Raw genomic sequence first — 18,030 nt, 5'->3', positions numbered from 1 at the left:
AGGGGATGGCAAAATGAATGCAAAGAGAATACGTCCGGATGGCCGTGCGAAGGTAACGGGGGAATTGAAATACCTTACAGATCTCTCTTTTCCCGGTATGTTGTACGGAAAAATTTTGCGAAGTTCCTTTCCTCATGCGGATATCATCTCTATCAATACAGAACGTGCGGAAAATCTGCCAGGTGTTCACGCCGTCATCACATATAAAGATATACCTGGACTGAATGGTTATGGCATCATTACACCGGATCAGCCGGTGCTTTGTCAGGACAGAGTCCGTTATGTAGGTGACGCAGTTGCTGCGGTCGCAGCAGATTCAGTAGCCAACGCGGAGCAGGCTTTAAGTTTAATTGAGGTGGAATATGCACCCCTCGAAGTATTGGATGATCCGCTTAAAGCATTGACACCGGGCGCTCCCTCTCTTCATCCTGATGGTAACATTCTCCACCAAGCTGGATTTAAAAGTGGAAATATCGATGAAGGTTTCAGCGACTGTGCGTTAATAGTAGAAGAGACATACGAAACCCCAAGACAGATGCACGCATACATGGAAACAGAGGGTGGGGTGATTGTACCGGAACCAGGGGGAGGAATTACCGTTTATGTCGGTACACAACATGGATATAAAGATCGTTTCCAGTTATCAAGGATCCTGGCTATTCCAGAAGAAAAAATCCGAATCATCTCGAGTCCGATCGGCGGCTCATTCGGTGGCAAAGATGAATTGAATATTCAACCATACGGCGCACTTTTGGCATTAAAAACAGGATCTCCTGTCAAGATCCACCAAACCAGAAAGGAGTCAGTAATATCAGGACTCAAACGTCATCCAATGAAAATCACCATGAAGACAGGCGTGGGTAAAGACGGGAAATTGCTCGCACACAAAGTCAGGATTTATGCTGATACAGGAGCATATTCTACTTTAGGACCGGCCATTTTAGAATTTGCTGTTGAGCATGCTGCGGGACCTTATATGATTCCGCATATCGATACAGAAGGAATATCGGTTTTCACCAATAACGGAGTGGCTGGAGAGTTCAGGGGGTTTGGCGGTAATCAGATCACTTTTGCGTTAGAAGGGCAAATGGACAGACTCGCAGAGAAATTGGCGATGAATCCCTTGGAATTCCGAAAAATCAATTTGCGTAAATCGCATGACAGGGGACCATTAGGACAGCGAATTGCTGAAACAAATGGTGCAGCTGACGTTTTAGAGTCCGTTAAACACAGGCTTGAAACAAAAAAAGAGAATGAGATACAGGAGAGTCGGTGGATAAAAAGGGGTACTGGTACCGCAATCACAATGCATGGGGGAGGTTTGGGATACGGACGACTCGATCCGGCAGGGGGGCGCATCTCCTTGAACAAAGAAGGGAAAATTGAAATTGCTTTTGGATTCGAAGAAGTGGGCCAAGGTATTTTAGGAGTAATCGAAACAATTGCCACCGAAGAAATGGGCTGTGCGGCGGAAGATCTTGCGATTGTAATTGGGGATACGGAGCTTGTCCCGCACACTGGCTCTACGACAGCCTCCCGAGGAACCAGCATGGTATGGCATGCAGTCCAACGGCTAAAGGGACCGTTTCAACGGCAAATGCTGCAGATGGCTTCCGAGTTGACTGGTGTACCGAAAGATTACCTTCATCTTGGACACGGTGGGGTCGTTTCCCAGGCAAATAATTTCTCTATTATTATCACTTATCAGGAATTGGCGAACGGATTCCGTTCTGATCCCCTAGTTATATCGACGAACTTCGACTTTCCGACAACACCAGATGCCGTGGATTCCGGTCATTTTCTTTATTCTTTTGCCGGTGTATTTGTTCAAGTAGAGGTGGACTTGTTAACGGGCAAGGTTAAAGTAATCAATCTGGACCAGTCTATTTCTGCAGGACCGGTCGTGAATCCGATTGGCTACAGGGGGCAGATCGAAGGAGGAGGGGTAATGGCGCTCGGCTTTTCCTTAATGGAGGATGCTGTCATGGATAAAGGGAGCTATGTAACAGAAAACCTCGATGCATATTTGATACCCAGTATTTCGGATATCCCGTTTGGTATGGAAGTAGAGGCTATTGAACGATTGGCAGAAGGTGATCCGTATGGGCCTAGAGGAGTTGGAGAAATTGGCTCGGTGGCAGTAGCGCCGGCTATCGCAAAAGCAATCCACGATGCGATTGGGTATTGGCCGTGCCGGCTTCCGGTATCCTCGGAAGAAATACTTCAGGCAGTCAGTGAGAGGGGGCTGGTTGAATGGAACACAGTAAAACAGTAAGCGTGCAGGCAGGAGCTGTGTCGAAAATAGCTATATCTTTCACGCTGAATCAAAAATGTGTGGAACTGCATGTATCGCCGACCCTTCGTCTTGTCGATATACTTCGTGACGAATTGAAGGTGACTGGCACTAAGATATCGTGTGGAATCGGCCGGTGTGGGGCCTGCTCCGTTTTGATGGATGGGATGGTCATCAACTCATGTCTATTGATGGCTTATCAAGTTGATAATGCGGAAATAACCACTATTGAAGGTTTGAAAAGAGATAGTGAACTGGATCTAATTCAGCAAGCCTTTCTGGAAGAAGGCGGGTTCCAATGCGGATACTGTACTTCTGGAATGATCATGGCCGTTAAGTCGCTATTAGATGAGAACCTGTCTCCTTCAGACGAAGAAATAAAAGAACATCTGTCAGGGAATTTGTGCAGATGTACTGGTTACGGTGGGATTATCCGGGCAGTCAAAAGATTGTCGGAGCAGAGGAAGTAAGTGTAATAGAAACAAGGTTAAAATAAGGAGAGGTGAATAGTATATGGTGGATAAATTGAATGCTTTTGTCGATGAAAAGCTGAGGCTTGAGCCAAAAGGAAACGGTGAATTGACTGGTTATTCATTTGCAGTTAAAGACGTATTTTCGATTAAAGGCTATACAAATACAGCTGGAAATCCTGATTGGCATAAAACACATATCCCTTCGTCCAAGAACGCTATTGTGATTGACCAATTGCTGGTTGAAGGAGCAGTAATGACAGGAACCACCCATACCGATGAAATCATGTACAGTTTGAACGGGGAAAACCACTTTTATGGGACGCCTGTGAATCCAAAAGCTCCAGATTTAATCCCTGGAGGTTCCTCAAGTGGATCCGCTTCAGCAGCGGCCGGAGATCTAGTCGACTTTGCACTGGGTACCGATACGGGGGGATCTGTGCGGATTCCTTCTGCTTATTGCGGACTGTACGGCATACGGCCTACACACGGACTGGTGGACATAGAAGGGGTAATTCCGCTTGCCGAAAGCTTTGACACAGTCGGCTGGATGTCGAATGATCCGGAATTGTTGATGAAGGTTGGCGATGTCCTGCTTGAGGGCAAAGCCGCTGATGTGAAGGAGGAGTTTAAGCGGGTATATTTTGCGGAAGACGCATGGGAACTGTTGGAGGAGGAAGTCCATCAGGTTCTTAGGGGATACATTCCTTTAGTGGAAAACACTATCAGTAAATCAGAATCCATAAACATCTCAGACGAAGGATTGGATAAATGGGCGGAGACTTTTCGAATTATTCAAGGCCTGGAGATATGGCAGGCACATGGCGAATGGATAGAAAAAGAGAGCCCTGAATTCGGGCCTGGTATAGCAGAACGATTTGCCTGGACAAGTACTTTGAGGGAAGAGGAGCATGAGGATCGGTTTTTGTTGAGAGAACAAATAACAGAACGTCTGGAAGCCCTCTTGGATGATCACGGATTACTGATCATTCCTACCGCGTCCGGTCCAGCTCCTCATCGGAATTTAACCACCGCGGAACTCGAAGACAGGCGGACCCGGACGATGCAGTTATCGTGCATAGCTGGTCTGGCTGGGCTCCCGCAAGTAACAATCCCTATTGCAACAATAAAAGGGCAGCCGCTTGGACTATCTATCATTGCCGGAAAAAATCAAGATAAAAGACTATTGTCACTCGCCGCCAGCCTAAAAACAGGCCTGTCATTATCCCAACCTTATTAAAAAATACAGGTGTTGTTCTCTTTGTTAATACGCATCGCATAATAGATAAACTACGACATAATTTGGTGTGGCTTCCTCCCATTCTTTTCGGATTGAGTGGTGAGCCGTCGCTGCGGAAAAATACTCCCTTTCCGGGGGCAGCACCTCAGCCTCCTCGTGAGCAAAGTGCACTCACTGCGGGGTCTTCGGAAGCTGCTCTTCCCCCAGGAGTGTCGCATTTTTCCTCCGCTTGGGATAGAATTTCTGATTAAGTAAGAAGTGGTCCTAAAGTATGTCTAACATGAGATACTCCCAACCAAATTTCATAGAACTTCTACCAGCGGATGCAGAACACGCAGACTCCTCGAAAATGAAAAACGATTTTCTTCGTGCGATGTCTTGCTGTCGAAGCTTTCCTTATCCTATGGGAACAGCGAAAGGTCTTCGATGGGNGAGGTTCCTCAAGTGGATCCGCTTCAGCAGCGGCCGGAGATCTAGTCGACTTTGCACTGGGTACCGATACGGGGGGATCTGTGCGGATTCCTTCTGCTTATTGCGGACTGTACGGCATACGGCCTACACACGGACTGGTGGACATAGAAGGGGTAATTCCGCTTGCCGAAAGCTTTGACACAGTCGGCTGGATGTCGAATGATCCGGAATTGTTGATGAAGGTTGGCGATGTCCTGCTTGAGGGCAAAGCCGCTGATGTGAAGGAGGAGTTTAAGCGGGTATATTTTGCGGAAGACGCATGGGAACTGTTGGAGGAGGAAGTCCATCAGGTTCTTAGGGGATACATTCCTTTAGTGGAAAACACTATCAGTAAATCAGAATCCATAAACATCTCAGACGAAGGATTGGATAAATGGGCGGAGACTTTTCGAATTATTCAAGGCCTGGAGATATGGCAGGCACATGGCGAATGGATAGAAAAAGAGAGCCCTGAATTCGGGCCTGGTATAGCAGAACGATTTGCCTGGACAAGTACTTTGAGGGAAGAGGAGCATGAGGATCGGTTTTTGTTGAGAGAACAAATAACAGAACGTCTGGAAGCCCTCTTGGATGATCACGGATTACTGATCATTCCTACCGCGTCCGGTCCAGCTCCTCATCGGAATTTAACCACCGCGGAACTCGAAGACAGGCGGACCCGGACGATGCAGTTATCGTGCATAGCTGGTCTGGCTGGGCTCCCGCAAGTAACAATCCCTATTGCAACAATAAAAGGGCAGCCGCTTGGACTATCTATCATTGCCGGAAAAAATCAAGATAAAAGACTATTGTCACTCGCCGCCAGCCTAAAAACAGGCCTGTCATTATCCCAACCTTATTAAAAAATACAGGTGTTGTTCTCTTTGTTAATACGCATCGCATAATAGATAAACTACGACATAATTTGGTGTGGCTTCCTCCCATTCTTTTCGGATTGAGTGGTGAGCCGTCGCTGCGGAAAAATACTCCCTTTCCGGGGGCAGCACCTCAGCCTCCTCGTGAGCAAAGTGCACTCACTGCGGGGTCTTCGGAAGCTGCTCTTCCCCCAGGAGTGTCGCATTTTTCCTCCGCTTGGGATAGAATTTCTGATTAAGTAAGAAGTGGTCCTAAAGTATGTCTAACATGAGATACTCCCAACCAAATTTCATAGAACTTCTACCAGCGGATGCAGAACACGCAGACTCCTCGAAAATGAAAAACGATTTTCTTCGTGCGATGTCTTGCTGTCGAAGCTTTCCTTATCCTATGGGAACAGCGAAAGGTCTTCGATGGGGCGAGTAATCGCAGTCCCACGTGTCCGAAGACCCTGCAAGAAGCGCTTTTTGCTGATGAGGAGGCTGAGGCCGTTACCCATGGAAAGCGAAGTGTTCTGCCGCAGCGAGATTGTACCACCCCTTTAGTATCAGAACGGGAGGAAGTCTCATAATTTTCACTATGTTCCAGTTTTCCTCTACTATCAAATTTTAAAAGTGGGGAATCCTTAGAGAAATAGATAGGGGAAGAAATTCGGCATTTGTCCTGGAGGGGGACGAATGCCGAATTTTTTGTTCATGCCAACTCAAGAAAAAATGGAGTGCATATAAAATGGGTATCTGCGATAATAACAGCCATTTATTTCAGTTGTATAGCTTTCCCTTGAAGCCAGTTGCCTGATCCAGACTTCACTGAACCTTCGTCATACACTAAATTCCCTTGACAGTATGTCTGAATCACACGGCATGGAAAAGAATGGTCCATGTACAATGTTTGTTTATGCTTTGCGAAATAATTGTCAGCAGATACCCGGTGGTTTTCTGCAAGACTGACAATAGCTAAATCAGCATCGTACCCTTTTTTTATCATCCCTTTCGATTCAAGATGGAAGCGACGGGCTGGGTTCGCTGCTGTCCATTCTGCCACCTTATCCAGGGGAATCCCATGTTCCAGGGCAAGTTCGATCAAAGCCATTAAACTGAATTGACCGCCACTTATTCCGCCCCAGGCATTAAGTAAATTATATTTTTCCGGATCTTTCAGCTCAAATGGGGAGGGGGAGTGATCGGAAGCAATGATGTCGAAATAGCCTTTCAGCAGGCAGTCAATTAAACGACTTTGATCCTCTGCACTTCGTAACGGCGGAGCGCATTTCGCTATCGCCCCTTTCTCGATAAGGGCTTGATGGTTAAAAAGTAAATAATGTGGACAAGTTTCGACGGTTACGTCCAAGCCTTGTTGCTTTGCTGCTGTAATTCGATCGACTGCCTGCTTGCTGCTGATATGGACAAAATGCAGTTTGCATCCTGTAATGGCAGCATAATGCAAGGCGCGTTCTACGGCTTCAATCTCGGCGGAAATAGGACGGATCTCGGCATAATCATCGGCACTTGTCTGTCCATTCCGTTTCTTTTGGTCCATAAGAAATTCGGTGATAGGCAGACTCTCGGCATGCAGGGCGAGTACTTTGTCGAGTTTGGCGATTTCACGCATCCCATTTAACAGGGTCCAATCATCGGCAGCTTCAAATTCTTCATTCCCGCTGGCGGAAAGGAACGCCTTGAATCCAACTACCCCTGCGTCCGAAAGAGCAGAAAGGTCTTGTACATTTCCAGGGACCAATCCACCCCATAAACCAAAATCGATGATGGACTTTTGCTTGGCAATAGAGGCTTTTTGATAAAGTGCATCAGTATTGGTAGTCGAGGGGACGCCGTTCAATGGCATATCGAAATAAGTGGTACAGCCTCCGGCGGCCATCATGGCAGATCCCGAAGAGAATCCTTCCCATTCTTCCCGGCCGGGTTCATTAAAGTGTACATGTATATCAATCATACCGGGAAATACATAGTGGCCTTCAGCGTTAACAATCTCTTCAGCGGATGCTTCAATGGATTTTTCCACAAAAGCAATTTTCCCGTCTTTTATACCGATTTCCTGTCTCGTCACACCTTTTGGAAGAACTACAAGACCATTTTTAATAATAAGGTCCAATTGCTTCATTTATTCCATCCCCTTATTCAAGTCGTTACGATGATGCAACAGGTGCCGGTTTTTCTGTTTTCTCCCTTGTATAAACATCGAGGGCAGCTTGCAGTGCTTTCCCGGTAGGAATGGAAACCCCATGTCTGACTAACACTGCTTCCAAAGCGCTCAATACAAATAGAATGTTTTCCTGACGGCAGCTGAATCCCATGGAGCCTATCCGCCAGATTTTTCCATGCAAAGGGCCGAACGAACTCGCTATCTCAATACCGAACTGCTCCAAAAGCATGCTGCGGACAGCATCTGCTTCCACCCCTCCCGGCACTTTGACACACGTAACAGTCGGCAATTTGTTTGCTTTGTCTCCGAAAAGCTCGAGTCCCATAGCCTCCAGTCCGGCAGTAAGCGCGGTTTCATGGAATTTATGTCGTTTAAAACGGTTTTCCAGTCCTTCTTCAAGTACAATCCTTAATCCTTCACGCAACGCGAACAGCATGGAAGTTGCTTCGGTATGATGATTGAGTCTTCTTGGACTCCAATAATCCTGCAGCATACTAACATCGAAATAATTGCTTTTCACCATAGGGCGGTTCATAGTCGATTCTCTCTGACGATCGTCTGCGGTGCTGATACCGCGTTCGACCTTCTTTCTGGAATTGATCACTTTTTCGATTCGCTCATTGTACGTGATCGGCGCCATTCCGGCGGGAACCGACAAACATTTTTGTGTACCTGCAATGATTCCGTCTATACACCATTCATCCACTTTCACCTCTGCACCAGCAATGGAGGCAACAGCATCGACGACAAGGAGGGCATCCACTTCCCGACAAGCTGCACCAATTTTTTCAAGAGGCTGCATTCTTCCTGTGGATGTTTCCCCGTGAACAACGGCCACTACTTTTGGAGACACTTTCTTTATTTCCTCAATAACGGTTTCTTGCTGGAATACTTCTCCCCACCGACATTCCATCGTATGAACGTCAGCGCCGTATCTTTCACATATTTCTGTCAATAAGTGCCCAAATCTGCCGAAAATAGGGACCAGTACTTTGTCGCCTGGCTCAATTATGCTGCAAAGGAGCGCTTCTACTCCGGAACGGGAAGTACCGTCGACTGGAAAAGCCCACTTGTTCTTTGTTTGGAATAGTTTTCGGAGCATATCCATTACTTCGTTCATAATATTAGTGAAAGCGGGGTCGAATTGTCCCAGTATCGGTGTGCTCATGGCCCTTAATACTCTGGGGTCCACTTCAACCGGCCCAGGCGTCATAATGGTTCTAAGCGGTGTGTTAAGTTCTGAATACGTCATGAGAAAATCCTCCTTCAGATCAATAAGCTAGCTTATACAAAACCTCTGTCAATACATCGATCCCCAGATCCATATCCTGCTTCTTGCTGAATTCCCGTGGAGAATGACTGATTCCTTCCAGGCTCGGAATGAACAGGAGTGAGGTGGGGCAATAAGTTCCGAAAACCTGAGCGTCATGCCCTGCACCGCTAAACAAAGTTTGGTGGGGGATGTTTCTGGATTGTGCTGTTTGTTCAAACAATTTCATCAGCCGGCTGTCCATCTCAACTGGTTCGGCTTCCATCCATTGATTGATAGTCAATTGAAAATCTTGATCTTTAGCTACCGACTCAAAATGTTGGAAAACTGCCTGGCAATACGCATCCAGGACTTCTTCTTGATAGTGTCTGACATCCAAGGTGAACAAAACATCACCTGCAATGACGTTGGGGACATTTGGATTTGCATTGATTTTACCTACTGTGGCTACCAGATCCGGATCAGTCTTTTTTGCCTTTTCGGCAATATAGGAGATAAACTCGGATGCCATTTGCAGGGCATCTTTTCGAAAACGCATTGGTGTCGTCCCGGCATGATTGCTTTCCCCGCTTACTCGAATATTGAACCTTCTTTGCCCGACGATATGACTTACAGTCCCCAACGTATCTCCAGTCTTATCTAAAATAATGCCTTGTTCGACATGAAGCTCCAAAAAACATTCCAAATCTTTACGTCGCGGTGAATGATAGGATTCCGGATCAAACCCAGCATCTTTCATAGCCTCGAGCAACGAAATTCCATTAGAATCAACAATTGCTTCAGCATCTTTCAGGGTATATTTTCCGGTAATATTGCCAGAGCCCCAAAAAGTAAGGGGGAAGCGGCTCCCCTCTTCTTCGCATAAGGAAACCACCTCTATTGTCTTTTTCGGATTGCCATATCTTTGTTTCAGTTTCTGTACGGCTACTAAACTAGCAATGATACCAAAAACACCGTCATAGATGCCGCCGTTTACAACAGAGTCGATATGGGACCCCGTTAGTATTGTCTTTGAGCCTATCTTTGAACCTTCAAGTCTCCCAAACAAGTTGCCCACACTATCAAAGTATGTGCTTAAACCGTCCTTTTTCATTTTTGCTTGTAATGCTTGTTGCGCTTCGACCCAGGCTGGAGTGTAGAGTAAACGATTAATACCTCCGTTGTCCGTCTGCCCGAAGGAAGCAAGCCATTTAACCAGCTGTTCCGAGTCTTCTTCTATCAGTTGGCGATCTTGAGATTCTATCATCGTGCTCCCTCCCTCGCTTTTAGCTCTTAATCATATTTTATCAAGATGCTTCCATGACTTCATTGGCAGAAATGTAGTAAATATTCATAATTTTTGTGCAAATTAAATAATTATTCGTATAATTATGATAAGATGGACAGTAAACCACAGAACAGGAGTGCTTTGATGAAGGTATCAGAAGTATTAAATATTCCGGCGCTGGAAGGTTGTCATTTGATTGCAGGAGAGTCTGGTACTAGCAGGGAGATACTGCATGTAAATATGATGGATGCCCCTGATATCGCCCGCTTTTTGAAGCCCAATGAATTGCTGGTAACGACTGCTTACCATGTCAAAGATGATCCAGAGCAGCTGATCGACTTGTTGGAAGCCATGGCTGAACAAGGCTGTGCGGCACTCGGAATTAAGACTCAACGGTTTTTAAAAGCTATCCCGGAACGAGTACTCGACTTGGCAGATAAGCTTGCCTTTCCTGTAATTGAGCTGCCAAACAGTACCTCGCTGGGGGATATTGTCAATCAAACGTTGAGCAGTATATTGGATAAAAGGACAAATGAACTCCGATTCGCAATCGACACCCATAAACAGTTCTCCAAACATATTATGAGCGGAAAAGGCATTCAAAAATTGTTGGAGAACTTGGCAGATCTCGTCGCGCTTCCGGTAGTATTGCTGGATTCCTATGCAAAGCCGATTGCTTTTTCCCATACAGATCCAAACCACGTACATGAAATGGAGAGTCTATACTTAAGGAATGCAGCAGCACTTTTTCCAAACACCCCATTTTTTACTTTTTCCACGATAAAAAACAGACAGACATTCTCTGTGTTTCTGGTGTACACTCATGAAAAAAAGGCCGGATTCTTGATCGCACTAGGAGAAATACATCCGCATAATCACTCTGCAACATTGACAATTGAACAAGCCACCAATGTGATTTCATTTGAATTGATGAAAGAGAATGCGCTTAAACAATATTCCCGCAGAGTCAGAAATGAATTTTTCCTTAATTTCACTGAAGGGCATTTTTCTTCTGATGAGGAAATCGTGAACAGGGCCAGGGAGTTTCAGTTGGAAAATGACCAGAATTATTACTGTGCAGCAGGTAAGCTCGAAGTTCACAATGCGGTTAGAAGTTACACACACAACCAGAAAGAATTCGATACGATTTATGAGTATATCGAAGAGGAGTTGGTGAGTTTGTCCTTATCGACAAACTTATTTACGAGAGGCGATCTTTGTATTTTGCTTTTCCAAGTGAAAGAAGCTTCTAAGGAAACAGCTGAATTCGTTCAAAACTCCCTACAGGTTGTCCAGAAAATGATAGAAGTCAGGTTCGGGAGGTCGATTTCTTTCGGGGTAAGTAATATTTCCCGAAACTTTTTGAATGTCTCTGAAGCATACAACGAAGCACAGGACGCATTACAGACAGGCAAGCTTTCTGGCAAGTCGGGATTCATTCACCGATACCAGACAAAAGATATCATGGAATTGTTGCGGACGGTACCAAAGGATGATTTAAAGGAGTTTTATTATAATTGTCTTCACCAGTTTACCCGGGCTGGAGAAGATGAGGAACAGACGTTGCTACATACGTTATTTGTTTATCTGGAAACGCACTGCCAAATATCGGAAACGGCCAAACGGTTGTTTGTTCACAGAAATACGGTTGTCTACCGCTTGGAAAAGTGTGAAGAATTGCTCGGAAAGAGTTTAAGTGATCCCGAAATGACTTTGCAAATAAGGCTTGCACTCAGAATAAAAACGATGTTGGACTTATAATCCGGATATGCAGCCAACAGAGTGGGGCTGAATTTCATTATGCAATCTGCTTATTAGAGATGGCCACAATTGTTTATTTTGAATAATGACAACATTCACAGAAATATATATTCTAAGAATAAGAACCATTCAATTGTACTAAAGGAGGCGGCAAATGTTGACAATCGAGGAACTAAACCGGCTTGATCAGGATGAATTCGTCAAATTGCTCGGAGAAATTTTCGAACACTCCCCCTGGATTGCCAAAAAAGCAGAAAAGCTCCGGCCATTTCCGACAGTAGATGCTCTTCATCAACAGATGGTGGAAATTGTTCAAAACGCGACCAAAGACGAAAAGTTAGAGTTGATTCGTGCCCACCCGAATTTAGGCGAAAAAATGGAGATGAGCGCAGATTCCAACAAAGAACAACAAGGGGCGGGATTGAAAAATTTAACGGAAGAGGAATACCAAAGTTTTCTTTCATTAAATAAAGCGTACACGGAAAAATTCGCCTTCCCTTTTATATTTGCTGTGAAAGGTAAAACAAAGCATGATATCCATCAGGCTATGAAAGAAAGGATTAATCATTCCATTTCTGAGGAATACGAAGCTGCATTAGCTGAAATATACAAAATTGCTAAGTTTCGATTAAACAGTAAGATGCTGCCTGAGACTGTTGAACCAAGTATTTAAGGGTGTCTATACTGCTATCGGAAAGAAAGGGGACGGAAGATCAAATGGCGGGATTGACTACACACGTTTTGGACTTAACTCATGGTCATCCGGCTTCAGGGGTGAAAATCGATTTATATCGAGTGGATGACCAGGATGTGCGCAGACTGATTGCTTCCAGTATAACCAATCAAAGTGGCAGGTTGGACGAAGCGTTGTTAGTGGAGGAGGATACGGTAGTAGGTCGGTATGAAATGGTCTTTCATATCGGGTCTTACTTTCGCAAGAAGGATGCACATTTAAAGGAGCCTCTTTTTTTAGAAAAAGTGCCTGTACAGTTCGGCATCAGTGAAGACACAGCCCATTACCATGTTCCATTACTCGTTTCTCCCTGGGGATACCAGGTGTACAGGGGAAGCTGATCGAAGTAGATAGACTATCCGTAAATTTTACGGGTAGTCTTTTTGTCATTTTAAATCAAATAAAGCAAAAAGCATCAGCAGCAGGTTCAGCCAGACAACCCCATTTAAAGAAATCAAATAACGTTTTGTTTCCCTCTCATATTTCCATTCAAAGTAAACACGAACACCGAATAAAAGGATGAAAAATGTAATCAAAATATAAAAATGTTTAAAATATGGATAGTTAACGGCAAATATAAAACTGAAAATGATGAACAATATAATCAAACCGATTTCTGCGTGTAAATGTTTTTTATTCACACGGCGGTAGATTCAGCCTTGTTTAGGAATATGGAATTTCTTTTTCACTACCTGTTCACTGATAATACTTAGGATGAAGACAAAGGCCCCTATTGCAATCATTGTAGTAAGATTCATCCTGTGCCTCCTCCAAAAGATGCTATTTTACTCATTTCGACCAAAAGTCTGATTATCCTTCCTTGATAAATCACACCTGTAGCCAGTTGCCCGGATTTTGGTTTATAGTACAAAGGGCGCATGGAAAATCTGTAAACGAAGGGACGGAAAATCAAGTGAATAGCAGGCAGAAAGATATTCTCCGTCTTCTTTTGTTGGAAAGAGAAGGCTACACTTTGGTGCAGGAGCTTACTCAAAAACTAAAGTGTTCGGATAAAACAATCAGAAATGACTTGAAAATCATTGAAGAATTCTTGAAAGACTCTTCGACAGCATACCTGGTCAAAAAGCCCGGGCTTGGTGTCTTTTTGAACATGGAAGAAAAAGATAAAAAAATGCTGTTCCAATATACCCAGCATGACACTGCTAAAGGAGAGGATGATAGAAGGGCGATTTGCATAGCCTACGACCTGCTGACGAGCAGGAAGGCGATCACCATGAACCAATTGGCAAGTAAATACTATGTCAACAGTTCTACCATCAGAACAGATATTGAGAAGGTGAAGAGATGGTTGAACAAAAAAGACTTGGTGCTGATTACAAAGCAAAAAGTGGGCTTAATAGTGGAAGGCGATGAGAAAAAAGTCCGGTTTGCCCTATCCGATTTATCCAGTTTGATAACGTCTCCTATATCTGTCGAGCAATTTTGGGAGGACAAATTTTCCCGCTTTGAAATCGATACAGTGAAAACGGAGCTTCATCATATGGAAAGTCTTTATGAAATGAAGCTTACAGATGAAGCATATGACAGGTTGCTCATGCACGTATTGATCATGGTCAAAAGAGTCAAAACACGGCAGACCATTAAGGTAACCGAAAAAGAACAGCAGGTAGTGAAGAATGCCAAAGAAATTCGAATAGCTGCTGAGTTGTTAAAAAGGATCGGGGAGTCTTTTATCGTCCGCTTTCCGGAAGAGGAAGTAAGTTATCTAGCTCTCCACCTCCTTGGTACGAAAGTCAGGAATGTCCCACTGGAAAACCATCAGAAAATGGCCGAATTGACTGATGAGGCCCCAATGCTTGAGAAGATTATGGAAACTCTTTTAACACGGATGTCTGCACTGATGATAATTGATTTCTCGAAAGACTCCGAGCTCAGGAAGGGATTGAGCCTTCATTTATATTCGGCCTTGAACCGACTTCACGCCGGATTTCAAATTAAAAATCCGATGCTCAGCGATATTAAAAAAATATATCCATACATGTTTGACATGGTGATTTATGTTTTGGATGAAATTAAGGAAACATTTGACGTCACCATACCGGAGGAAGAAGCTGCGTATTTGACCATACATTTTCAAACGGCTATTGAGCGGATGCGAAAGCAGGATTCCGGAAAAAAGCGGTCGGTAATTGTGTGTCATATGGGTATTGGTATGTCGCAACTTCTGCAGGCAAAACTGGAACGGCACTTTCCTCAATTAGAAGTGATTGATACCTTAGCCAAATCGGACATTGATCCATATCTTTCGCAAGAGAAAGTTGATTTAGTCATCACTACTACTTCTTTAGAAAATGTTCCTGTTCCCAACATAGTTCTCTCCCCGTTGATGGCTGACTCTGAGGTTGAAAAATTGGAAGGCTTTTTGCGGGATTTAAATAGCACTCAACAGAAACCAACAGATCGAGACAAATTGGAAAATTTTCTGGATACCTCTCTGGTTTTCTTGGAACTGGAAGAAGAGCATCGCTATGAAGTTATTGAAAAGTTAGCTGTAGCTCTGCATGAGAAAGGGTTTGTGAAGCAGGAATATGGACATAGTGCCATAAAGCGCGAACAAAAATCGGCCACATATATCGGCTCAAGAGTTGCCATCCCACATGGGGCCCCCTCATTGATCAATCATCCTGCGATTGCGGTGGCTACATTGAAACAGCCTTTGGACTGGGGAGGAGAGAAGGTATCTCTCGTTTTTATGCTGGCCATCCGGAATGACAGCCGGGATACGACGAGACATTTGTTCAAGCAACTAGCCTCTTTGACGGACAACCCTGAGTCCATCCAGCATTTAATCGGAGAAACAGATGCGAAAGCTTTTCTTGAAATGCTTCATCATAAAATGGTTAATCAGTAAACCGCTAAATTATGAATGGGTTTCTATCGTTCCGGTAAAAAAATCATTTTTTTAAGAATCGTAACAAGGGTATAGTGGATGTATCGTTAAAAAAGGACAGGAGGATACACCAATGAAATTGTTAGCGATTACTTCTTGCCCTAATGGTATAGCACATACCTATATGGCAGCAGAGAATCTCCAAAAAGCTGCCGATGAACTGGGGGTTGAAATAAAGGTTGAAACCCAGGGTTCTATCGGTGTGGAAAATGAATTTACGGAAAAAGACATTGAAGAAGCAGATGGTGTAATCATAGCTGCGGATAAAACAGTCGAAAAAGAACGATTTGCAGGTAAGAAATTGTTGGTTGTCGGTGTGCAGGAAGGGATTAGAAAACCAAAAGAGCTGATAAATAAAATAGCCTCTGGCGACGTAGAGGTTCATCAAGGGCAGGCGGGAACGGAAGACACTGCCCAGAAAGACAAGAAACAGAAGCAAAATCCCATATATCGCCATCTGATGAATGGTGTTTCTTATATGATTCCATTTATTGTAGTCGGTGGTCTGTTGATTGCAATCGCTTTATCTATAGGTGGAGAACAGACGCCAGGTGGAATCCAAATTCCGGAAGGCTCCTTTTGGAAAACAATCGAAAGTATTGGTGCCGCTTCCTTTACATTCATGGTACCTATCTTAGCTGGATTTATTGCTTATAGTATCGCAGACAGACCAGGTTTGGCGCCAGGTGTCATCGGCGGGTATATAGCCGCTAATGGGAGTTTTTACGGCAGTGAAGCAGGAGCTGGTTTCCTCGGCGGTATTATTGCAGGTTTTCTTGCTGGTTATGTAGCTTTATGGGTGAAGCGGTTGAAAGTGCCGAAAGTCGTTCAGCCGATTATGCCGATCATCATCATTCCGGTATTGTCTTCACTTGTAGTCGGATTGGCATTTGTGTTTGTAGTTGGAGCCCCAGTAGCGCAATTATTCGAGTCTTTGACCGGCTGGTTAGCGGGAATGCAGGGGACAAGCTCGATTCTACTCGCGTTAATCCTTGGTGCGATGATTTCCTTTGATATGGGTGGACCTGTTAATAAAGTGGCATTCTTGTTTGGATCTGCGATGATTGGAGAAGGAAACTATGAAATCATGGGTCCAATCGCGGTAGCTATCTGTGTACCGCCAATCGGCCTTGGACTGGCAACATTCCTTTTCAAAAATAAATTCCAACAGGCCGAGCTGGAAACAGGGAAAGCATCCTTTACTATGGGATTGTTTGGAATCACTGAAGGCGCCATCCCCTTTGCTGCCCAAGATCCGCTTCGCGTCATTCCGAGTATCATGGTCGGTTCGATGGCAGGATCAGTTGTAGCGATGATGGGAAATGTCGGAGACAGAGTTGCCCATGGAGGCCCTATTGTCGGGGTGCTTGGAGCAGTTGATAATGTTTTCATGTTCTTTGTTGCAATTATTATAGGTGCGATTGTGACGGCATTAATGATTAAATTGATCAAAAAGGACGTTCCGGCAGAATATCCTGACACCACTGATGAAGAGCAGGGTGCTGAGCTGGAACAGCCCCAGACCGCAACAGGCCAAGCCCCTGCAGAGGAAATCAATAACGAAGAAATCAATAAACTGACAGATATCACTAGTCTTGACTTAATTGATATTAATCTCCGTGGTAATACAAGAGATGAAGTCATAGATGAAATGATCGAAAAACTGAACCAGAATGATTTAATTAGTTCCTTCGCCGAATTTAAACAAAAGATTTTAGATCGCGAAAGTGAAAGTACCACAGGCATAGGTATGAACATTGCCATTCCGCACGGTAAATCGAATGCTGTTAAGAAGCCAAGTGTTGTCTTCGGTATTAAGAACGAAGGAGTGGACTGGCACAGCATGGATGGTACCGACGCCAAACTTGTGTTTATGATAGCTGTTCCGGAAAAAAGTCAGGGAGATGCCCATTTGAAAATACTACAAATGCTGTCCCGGAAGCTGATGGATGAAAATTATCGTGAACAATTGCTTTCTGTCCAATCAAAAGAAGAGGCTTATCAATTATTAAAAGAAATAGAATAACAACCACAAAGACGCCTGGGATATCACTCCCAGGCGTTTTCATTTACAATTAGCCTGTCAGAACCCCTCATCTTCAGAATAAACCATAAACTGCGACATAACTTGTGTGGCTTCCTTCCATTCTTTTTAGATTGAGTGGTAGTCCGGCGCTACGGAAAAATACTCCCTTTCCGGGGGCAGCACCTCAGCCTCCTCTTGAGCAAAAAGCGCTCACTGCGGGGTCTTCGGAAGCTGCTCTTCCCCCAGGAGTGTCGCATTTTTCCTCCGCTTTCAATAGATTTCTGATTAAGCGATAAGTGGTCCTAAAATAATTCTAATATCAAGTAGTCCCCTGGCTAAGGCCGTGCCTATGTAAAGCGAAGTGTTTTCTGCCTCTGCTGTTTGTAAGTTTCTGCATTTTGGACAGAAAAATCTCTATAATTTCTCAACTGTTATTTCCTCTTACTATTACAGAGTGCGATTACAAGCTGCGATAAAATGCGAGACTCCTACGGGAAAGGAACAGTCTGAAGACCCCGCAGTTGGCGCTTTTGCCAGCGAGGAGGCTGAAGCGTTCCCCGTGGAAAGCGA

13 protein-coding genes are annotated in these 18,030 nt (G+C 44.4%); 9 read left to right on the top strand and 4 right to left on the bottom strand.

Annotated features, from left to right (window positions below; translation table 11 throughout):
- Positions 1-13 precede the first annotated feature (13 nt).
- From pucD to CZ434_RS13615, 4 genes are all read left to right on the top strand, one after another.
- A complete protein-coding gene (pucD, locus tag CZ434_RS13630) occupies positions 14-2,275 on the top strand; it encodes a xanthine dehydrogenase subunit D (RefSeq protein WP_077623653.1) in 2,262 nt (753 codons plus the stop codon).
- Entirely contained in the window at positions 2,254-2,763 is a 510-nt protein-coding gene (locus tag CZ434_RS13625) for a (2Fe-2S)-binding protein (RefSeq protein WP_077623652.1), read from the top strand. Before pucD ends, CZ434_RS13625 begins: the two co-directional genes overlap by 22 nt.
- A 43-nt stretch (positions 2,764-2,806) precedes the next feature.
- Positions 2,807-4,003, top strand: a complete 1,197-nt coding sequence (locus tag CZ434_RS13620; RefSeq protein ID WP_077623651.1) for an amidase — start codon at positions 2,807-2,809, stop codon at positions 4,001-4,003.
- A 368-nt stretch (positions 4,004-4,371) separates the two neighbouring features.
- Positions 4,372-5,316 (top strand): amidase family protein, encoded by a 945-nt coding sequence (locus CZ434_RS13615; protein WP_077623650.1) that lies wholly within the window; start codon positions 4,372-4,374, stop codon positions 5,314-5,316.
- 769 nt (positions 5,317-6,085) lie between these two features.
- Here the strand turns inward: CZ434_RS13615 and CZ434_RS13610 are convergent.
- From CZ434_RS13610 to allC, 3 genes are read right to left on the bottom strand one after another with little or no spacing between them, the layout of a single operon-like run.
- Positions 6,086-7,450: an allantoinase gene (locus CZ434_RS13610; protein WP_077623649.1), complete on the bottom strand. Its 1,365-nt coding sequence runs from the start codon at positions 7,448-7,450 to the stop codon at positions 6,086-6,088.
- A gap of 25 nt (positions 7,451-7,475) precedes the next feature.
- Complete coding sequence (locus tag CZ434_RS13605) at positions 7,476-8,744, bottom strand: pyridoxal-phosphate-dependent aminotransferase family protein (RefSeq protein ID WP_077623648.1); 1,269 nt, start codon at positions 8,742-8,744, stop codon at positions 7,476-7,478.
- Positions 8,745-8,763: 19 nt separating this feature from the next.
- Positions 8,764-10,008, bottom strand: a complete 1,245-nt coding sequence (allC, locus tag CZ434_RS13600) for an allantoate deiminase (protein WP_077623647.1) — start codon at positions 10,006-10,008, stop codon at positions 8,764-8,766.
- 165 nt (positions 10,009-10,173) lie between these two features.
- Here allC and CZ434_RS13595 point away from each other — a divergent pair, with 165 nt between their 5' ends.
- The 3 genes from CZ434_RS13595 (at position 10,174) to uraH (ending at position 12,864) form a co-directional block, all read left to right on the top strand.
- Positions 10,174-11,790 carry a PucR family transcriptional regulator gene (locus CZ434_RS13595; RefSeq protein WP_077623646.1) on the top strand — a complete coding sequence of 539 codons (1,617 nt, stop codon included), beginning with the start codon at positions 10,174-10,176 and terminating at the stop codon, positions 11,788-11,790.
- A gap of 154 nt (positions 11,791-11,944) precedes the next feature.
- On the top strand, positions 11,945-12,463 hold the full coding sequence (gene uraD / locus CZ434_RS13590) for a 2-oxo-4-hydroxy-4-carboxy-5-ureidoimidazoline decarboxylase (protein WP_077623645.1): 519 nt from the start codon (positions 11,945-11,947) through the stop codon (positions 12,461-12,463).
- A gap of 44 nt (positions 12,464-12,507) precedes the next feature.
- Entirely contained in the window at positions 12,508-12,864 is a 357-nt protein-coding gene (gene uraH, locus CZ434_RS13585) for a hydroxyisourate hydrolase (protein ID WP_077623644.1), read from the top strand.
- A gap of 45 nt (positions 12,865-12,909) precedes the next feature.
- Here the strand turns inward: uraH and CZ434_RS13580 are convergent, their stop codons facing one another.
- Positions 12,910-13,164 carry a DUF4181 domain-containing protein gene (locus CZ434_RS13580; RefSeq protein ID WP_179107273.1) on the bottom strand — a complete coding sequence of 85 codons (255 nt, stop codon included), beginning with the start codon at positions 13,162-13,164 and terminating at the stop codon, positions 12,910-12,912.
- A 272-nt stretch (positions 13,165-13,436) separates the two neighbouring features.
- On the opposite strand from CZ434_RS13580, the gene CZ434_RS13575 reads away from it, so the two are divergent.
- Positions 13,437-15,395, top strand: a complete 1,959-nt coding sequence (locus tag CZ434_RS13575) for a BglG family transcription antiterminator (RefSeq protein ID WP_179107272.1) — start codon at positions 13,437-13,439, stop codon at positions 15,393-15,395.
- A 112-nt stretch (positions 15,396-15,507) separates the two neighbouring features.
- Positions 15,508-17,460 (top strand): PTS fructose transporter subunit IIABC, encoded by a 1,953-nt coding sequence (locus tag CZ434_RS13570; RefSeq protein ID WP_077623641.1) that lies wholly within the window; start codon positions 15,508-15,510, stop codon positions 17,458-17,460.
- Positions 17,461-18,030: the final 570 nt, after the last annotated feature.

Origin of the sequence: Sediminibacillus massiliensis, from assembly GCF_900156915.1 — a bacterium.
GTDB classification, from domain to species: domain Bacteria; phylum Bacillota; class Bacilli; order Bacillales; family Amphibacillaceae; genus Sediminibacillus_A; species Sediminibacillus_A massiliensis.
This window is presented reverse-complemented; position numbering and strand designations above follow the sequence as displayed.

Coding starts and splice junctions, on each gene's coding strand:
- pucD (WP_077623653.1), top strand. CDS start 14: ATGAATGCAAAGAGAATACGTCCGGATGGCCGTGCGAAGGTAACGGGG.
- allC (WP_077623647.1), bottom strand. CDS start 10,008: ATGATAGAATCTCAAGATCGCCAACTGATAGAAGAAGACTCGGAACAG.
- CZ434_RS13605 (WP_077623648.1), bottom strand. CDS start 8,744: ATGACGTATTCAGAACTTAACACACCGCTTAGAACCATTATGACGCCT.
- CZ434_RS13620 (WP_077623651.1), top strand. CDS start 2,807: ATGGTGGATAAATTGAATGCTTTTGTCGATGAAAAGCTGAGGCTTGAG.
- CZ434_RS13625 (WP_077623652.1), top strand. CDS start 2,254: ATGGAACACAGTAAAACAGTAAGCGTGCAGGCAGGAGCTGTGTCGAAA.
- CZ434_RS13610 (WP_077623649.1), bottom strand. CDS start 7,450: ATGAAGCAATTGGACCTTATTATTAAAAATGGTCTTGTAGTTCTTCCA.
- uraH (WP_077623644.1), top strand. CDS start 12,508: ATGGCGGGATTGACTACACACGTTTTGGACTTAACTCATGGTCATCCG.
- CZ434_RS13595 (WP_077623646.1), top strand. CDS start 10,174: ATGAAGGTATCAGAAGTATTAAATATTCCGGCGCTGGAAGGTTGTCAT.
- uraD (WP_077623645.1), top strand. CDS start 11,945: ATGTTGACAATCGAGGAACTAAACCGGCTTGATCAGGATGAATTCGTC.
- CZ434_RS13570 (WP_077623641.1), top strand. CDS start 15,508: ATGAAATTGTTAGCGATTACTTCTTGCCCTAATGGTATAGCACATACC.